Raw genomic sequence first — 6605 nt, 5'->3', positions numbered from 1 at the left:
TCGAGCCCCCCGCGACGAGCGGCGGGGCGGATGTCGCGTCGGCCGGGCTCGCCTCCGCCGAGCACCCGTTGCTGGGCGCCGCCGTCGAACTGCCGGACTCCGACGGCTACCTGTTCACCGGCCGACTCGCGCTGCGCACCCACCCCTGGCTGGCCGACCACGCCGTCGGCGACGCCGTGCTGCTGCCGGGGACCGCATTCGTCGAGCTCGCCGTCCGGGCGGGCGACCAGGTGGACTGCGATCTGGTCGAGGAGCTCACCCTCGAAGTGCCGCTGGCCCTACCCGAGGAGGGCGCGCTCCAGCTGCGGTTGGTCGTCGGCGACCCGGACCACTCGGGCCGCCGGTCGCTGAACCTGTACGCGCGTCCGGAGGACGCACCCGGCGAGCCCTGGACCCGGCATGCCAGCGGCACTCTGGCCAACGCCGCCCGGACCGCCGCGCCCGCCGCGCCGCTGGACGCGGCTTCCTGGCCGCCGGCCGGCGCGCGTGAGCTGCCGGTCGAGGGTCACTACCAGCGGCTGGCCGAGGTGGGCCTGTCGTACGGGCCCGCGTTCCAGGGGCTGCAGAAGGCCTGGCAGCTCGGCGACGCGGTCTACGCCGAGGTCCGGCTGCCGGAGGAGCAGCAGGCCGAGGCGGGCTCGTACGGCCTGCATCCGGCGCTGCTCGACGCCGCCCTGCAGGCGCTGGCCCTCACCCCTGCCCCAGCCGATACCGGCGAGTCGACCGGCGAGGACGAGCCGCAGAGCCGTCGCCCGTTCGCGTGGAGCGGCTTCGCCCTCCACGCCGCCTGCGCCTCCGCGCTGCGGGTGCGGCTCACCCCGAACGGGCCGGACGCCGTCTCTCTGACGGTGGCCGACAGCGCGGGCGAGCCCGTCGCCTCGGTGAACTCCCTGGTGCTGCGTCCCGTCTCGGCCGAGCAGTTCAGCCGGGGCGCGGCGGCCGGGCAGCACGACTCGCTGTTCCGCGTCGAGTGGATGCCGCTGCCGTCGCCGTCGCCCGCAGCGAACGGCGCGAACGGTGCGACCTGGGCCGTGCTCGGCGACGACCACCTCAAGTTCGGCCCGGCGCTCGAACAGGCGGGCGTGGACACCGAGTTCTACGCCGACCTGGACGCCCTGAGCGCCGCCGTCGCCACCGGTCGGCCCGTACCGGACGCCGTGCTGGCGGCCTGCGCGGCCGAACCGGCGGGCGACGGCCTGGTGGCTGACGTCCACGCGGCGACGCACCGCGCTCTCGCCCTGGTGCAGGGCTGGCTCACCGAGGACGGGCTCGCGTCGTCCCGCCTGATCCTGGTGACCAGCGGTGCGGTGACCGCCGGCGCGGCGGACGGCGAGATCGACCTGGTTCATGCCCCGATCTGGGGGCTGGTGCGTGCCGCGCGGCTCGAGAACGAGGACCGCCTGGCCCTGGTGGACCTGGACGACGACGAGGGGTCCCGTCGGCTGCTGCCGGCCGCGATCGCATCCGGCGAGGCGGAGTTCGCGTTGCGCGCGGGCACGGTGCACGTGCCGCGCCTGGCCCGGGTCGCCCGGCCCGCACCCGACGACGCACCGGCTCAGCAGGAGACGTCCCGGGTCTGGGACCCCGAGGGAACCGTCCTGATCACCGGTGCCACCGGCGGCCTCGGCGCGCTGCTCGCCCGGCACCTGGTGACCGAACGCGGCGTCCGACGCCTGCTGTTGACCAGCCGTCGTGGTCCGGACGCGCCCGGCGCGGACGAACTGGTCGCCGAACTGAACGCGTTGGGTGCCGAAGCGCAGCTGGCGGCCTGTGACGCGGCCGACCGCGACGCGCTCGCCGCCCTGTTGGCCCGGGTCCCCGCAGAGCACCCGCTGACGGCCGTGGTGCACACCGCCGCCGTGCTGGACGACGGCGTGATCGGCTCGCTCACCCCCGAACGGGTCGACCGCGTGCTGCGTCCCAAGGTGGACGCGGCGGTGAACCTTCATGAACTCACCGCGCACCTGGATCTGGCCGCCTTCGTCCTCTTCTCCGCCGCCGCCGGCACGCTGGGCGGCGCGGGCCTGGGCAGCTACGGCGCGGCCAACGTCTTCCAGGACGCGCTGGCCCGCCACCGCCGGGCGCGCGGCCTGGCCGCGGTCTCCCTGGTCTGGGGGCTGTGGGCGGAACGCCGGGGCATGGCGGGCCGGCTGAGCGAGGTGGACCTGGCCAGGTCGGCGCGCGGCGGGGTGCTCCCGATGACGGCAGAGCAGGGGCTGGCGCTCTTCGATGCCGCGCTGACGGTGGCGGACGAGCCGGTGCTGGTGCCGATGCACCTGGACCTGAAGGCGCTGCGGGCGCTGGCCGCCGTCCCCGACGCCCTGCCCGCGGCCTTCCGGGGCCTGGTGCGGACGCCGGCCCGCCGGGTCGTGCAGGGAACCTCCACCGGCGAGCCCGAGACGGACAGCCTGGCCCGCACGCTGGCCGGCCGTTCGGCCGCGGAGCAGCAGCGACAGGTGCTCGACCTGGTGCGCGACCACGTGGTCGCGGTGCTCGGCTACACCTCCGCGGACCTGGTCGGCGCCGGGCAGGCCTTCCGTGAGCTGGGCTTCGACTCGCTCACCGCCGTGGAACTCCGGAACCGGCTGAACGAGGCCACCGGGCTGCGGCTGCCCGCGACCCTGGTCTTCGACCACCCGACCCCGACACTGCTGGCCGAGCACCTGCTGGCCGAGGTCGCCCCGGACAGCCGGCCCGCAGGATCCCGACTGACAGAGGAACTCGACCAGTTGGAGGCGGTGCTCGCCTCGCTCAGTGCGGACGACCACGCCGCCGTCGCCCCCGACGAGGCCGCCCACGCGCAGATCGCCGCGCGCCTGCAGACCCTGCTGGCGAACTGGAACGCGGTCCGCGCCGGCGACGACGCGAGCGCGGACGCGGCGAGCATCGACGACGCGACCGACGACGAGATCTTCGACTACATCGACAAGAGGTTCGGCAAGGGCTGAGCGCAGCAGCGCACACCGCGCACCACACACCGCGTACCGTCCTCCGCAACCCGCCAGCCCTCACCCCGACGATCCGAATGGGCACCGATCGAATGGCCAATGAAGACAAGCTCCGCGAATACCTCAAGCGTGTGCTGAAGGACCTCGACGAGGCCCACACCCAGCTGCGCGACCTGGACGAGAAGGCCCACGAGCCGATCGCGGTCGTGGCGATGAGCTGCCGCTTCCCCGGCGGGGTGCGGAGCCCGGAGGAGCTGTGGCAGCTGGTGGCCGCGGGCGGCGACGCGATCTCCGGCTTCCCGACCGACCGCGGCTGGGACGTCGACGGGCTGTACGACCCGGACCCGGACGCCCAGGGAGCCTCCTACACCCGTGAGGGCGGCTTCCTGGCGGGCGCGGACCGGTTCGACGCCGGGCTCTTCGGCATCGCACCGCGCGAGGCGCTCTCGATGGACCCGCAGCAGCGCCTGCTGCTGGAGACCTCCTGGGAGCTGTTCGAGCGGGCGGGCATCGACCCGACGACCCTGCGCGGCAGCCGGACCGGCGTCTTCGTCGGCACCAACGGGCAGGACTACGTGCCGGTGCTGATGCGTTCGGCGGAGAACTTCGAGGGCCACCTCGGCACCGGCAACACCGCGAGCGTGATGTCCGGCCGGCTCTCCTACACCTACGGCCTGGAGGGCCCGGCGGTCACGGTGGACACCGCCTGCTCGGCCTCGCTGGTCTCCCTGCACCTCGCCGTGCAGGCGCTGCGAACCGGCGAGTGCGCGCTCGCGCTGGCCGGCGGCGTCACGGTGATGCCCAACCCGGGGACCATCATCGAGTTCAGCCGTCAGCGCGGGCTGGCGGCGGACGGCCGCTGCAAGTCCTTCGCCGGCGCGGCCGACGGCACCAACATGGCCGAGGGCGTGGGCCTCCTGCTGGTCGAGCGCCTCTCCGACGCGCGCCGCAACGGGCACCCGGTGCTCGCCGTGGTGTCGGGCAGCGCGGTCAACCAGGACGGCGCGAGCAACGGCCTCACCGCCCCGAACGGCCCGTCCCAGCAGCGGGTGATCAAGCAGGCGCTGGCCAACGCCCGGCTGACGGCCGACCAGATCGACGCGATCGAGGGGCACGGCACCGGCACCACCCTGGGCGACCCGATCGAGGCTCAGGCGCTGCTGGCGACCTACGGCCGGAACCGGCCCGAGGACCGGCCGGCGTGGCTCGGCTCGGTGAAGTCCAACATCGGGCACACCCAGGCCGCGGCCGGGGTCGCCGGTGTGATCAAGATGGTGATGGCGATCCGGCACGGCGTGCTGCCGCGGACCCTGCATGTGGACGAGCCCACGCCGCACGTCGACTGGTCGGCCGGAGCGGTCCGGCTGCTGACGGAGAACCAGCCGTGGCCGGAGACCGGGCGCCCGCGCCGGGCCGCGATCTCCTCCTTCGGCATCAGCGGCACCAACGCCCACGCGGTGCTGGAGCAGGCGCCGGACACCGCGGACGGGGTGGTCGCCGAGACGCCGTCGGCGCCGTCGGTGCTGCCGATGGTGCTGTCGGCGAAGAACGACGCGGCGTTGCGGGCCCAGGCCGATCGGCTGCGCTCGTTCTCCGACGAGGCCCCACTCGTGGACCTCGCGCACTCGCTGGCCACGAGCCGGGCGGCGCTGGAGCACCGCGCGGTGGTCCTGGCGTCCGACCGGGACGACCTCGCGCGCGGCCTCGACGCGTTGGCCTCGGGTGAGCCCTCCGCCCAGGTGGTGCGGGGAACGGCGGTCGAGGGCAAGCTGGCCTTCCTCTTCACTGGGCAGGGCAGCCAGCGGGCCGGGATGGGCGCGGGGCTGTACGAGGCGTTCCCGGTGTTCGCCGAGGCCTTCGACGCGGTCTGCGCCGAGCTGGACGGGCACCTGGACCGGCCGCTGAAGGAGATCGTCTTCACCGGCGAGCGGCTCGACGAGACCGCCTGCACCCAACCCGCGATCTTCGCCGTCGAGGTGGCGCTGTTCCGGCTCGTGGAGTCCCTGGGCCTGCGGCCGGACTTCCTGGCCGGGCACTCCATCGGCGAGCTGGCCGCCGCGCACGTCGCGGGGGTGCTGTCGCTCGCGGACGCGGCGAAGCTGGTGGCGGCCCGCGCCCGGCTGATGCAGGCGCTGCCGGGCGGCGGCGCGATGGTGGCGGTCGAGGCGACCCAGGACGAGGTGCTGCCGCTGCTGGCCGGTCGCCAGGACGAGGTCGGGATCGCGGCCGTCAACGGCCTGATGTCGATGGTGATCTCCGGCGCCGAGCAGGCCGTGTTGGAGGTGGCCGAGAAGCTGGCCGCCGACGGCTGCAGGACCAAGCGGCTGACGGTCAGCCACGCCTTCCACTCGCCGCTGATGGACCCGATGCTGGAGGAGTTCCGGGCCGTCGCGCAGTCCTTGGAATTCCAGGAGCCGCAGATCCCCATCGTCTCCACGCTCGACCGGACGGCCGACCTCACCACCCCGGAGTACTGGGTGCGCCACGTCCGCGAGGCCGTCCGCTTCGCCGACGCCGTGCGGACCCTGGAGCGCGAGGGCGTGCGCACCTACCTGGAGCTCGGCCCGGACGGCACCCTCACCACCCTCGGCCAGGGCTGCGTCGCCGAGGACGCCTCCTTCGCCGCCGTGCTGCGCCGCGACCGCGCGGAGGCGGAGACGTTCACCGCCGCGCTCGCGCAGTTGCACACCCGCGGGGCCGCGCCGGACTGGTCGGCGTTCTTCGCCGGGACCGGCGCCCGCCGGATCGATCTGCCCACCTACCCCTTCCAGCAGCGCCGCTACTGGCCGGAATCCGCGGAGGGGGCCACGGAGGCCTCGCGCGCGGCCGCGGTGGACGAGCGGTTCTGGGCGGCCGTCGAGCGCGAGGACCTGGAGGCGCTGACCGCGACCCTGGGTCTCGACGGCGACCAGCCGCTCAGCTCGGCCCTGCCCGCCATGTCGGCCTGGTTCCAGCGGCAGCGGGCGGAGCGGCCGTCGGCGACGCCGACGGACACCACCACCGCTTCCGTGGACGACGGGGTCGAGGGCGTCGAGGAGCCGCTGCCGGTCCGCCTCGCGAGGCTGTCCCCGTCCGAGCGCGACAACGCGCTCCTGGCCCTGGTCCGCAGCAGGGCGGCCGTCGTGCTGGGCTACCCCGGGCCTGAGGACATTCCGCCGGCCCAGGCGTTCAAGGATCTCGGCGTCGACTCCCTGATGGCGGTCCTGCTGCGTAACGGGCTCTCCGAGGCGACCGGTCTGTCTCTGCCACCGTCGCTGGTCTTCGACCAGCCGACGCCCGCGGCCCTGGCGGCCCACCTGCGCGACCAACTGTTCGCCGACGGCGCGTCCGCCTCGGTGACCGAGGAACTCGACCGCCTCGAGGCCGCCTTGGCCGCGAGCACCGCCGACGGCGTCACCCGCGCCCGCGTCCGGATGCGCCTGCAGGCCCTGGCCGCCCGCTGGTCCGAATCCCCGCAGCCCGGCTCCGCGCCTGTCTCCGACACCCCGGACGAGCTCCTGGACGTCGACCACCTCGACGCGGCCTCCGACGAGGAGCTCTTCGCCTTCATCGACGACAGCCTCGCCTGACCCGAAGCCACTGCGCCAGACGGACGGACCGGGTCAACGACCCGGTCCGTCCGTTCTGAGCCCGTGGCCCGGTCAGCGGCCTGATCGT

General features: G+C 74.5%; 1 protein-coding gene and 1 pseudogene. Both read left to right on the top strand.

Features of this window, described 5'->3' with window-relative positions:
* Nucleotides 1-2948: type I polyketide synthase (locus tag TR48_RS15680; RefSeq protein ID WP_042367394.1), on the top strand; the 2948-nt coding region annotated here is incomplete at its 5' end.
* Nucleotides 2949-3040: 92 nt separating this feature from the next.
* Nucleotides 3041-6418, top strand: a pseudogene (locus TR48_RS15675) (type I polyketide synthase); the annotation flags it as partial.
* Between the last annotated feature and the right edge of the window lie 187 nt (nt 6419-6605).

This window comes from Streptacidiphilus neutrinimicus, assembly GCF_000787815.1.
In the GTDB taxonomy this organism is placed as follows: Bacteria; Actinomycetota; Actinomycetes; order Streptomycetales; family Streptomycetaceae; genus Streptacidiphilus; species Streptacidiphilus neutrinimicus.
The sequence above is the reverse complement of the archived record's forward strand: the minus strand, read 5'-3'. Positions and strand labels throughout refer to the sequence as shown.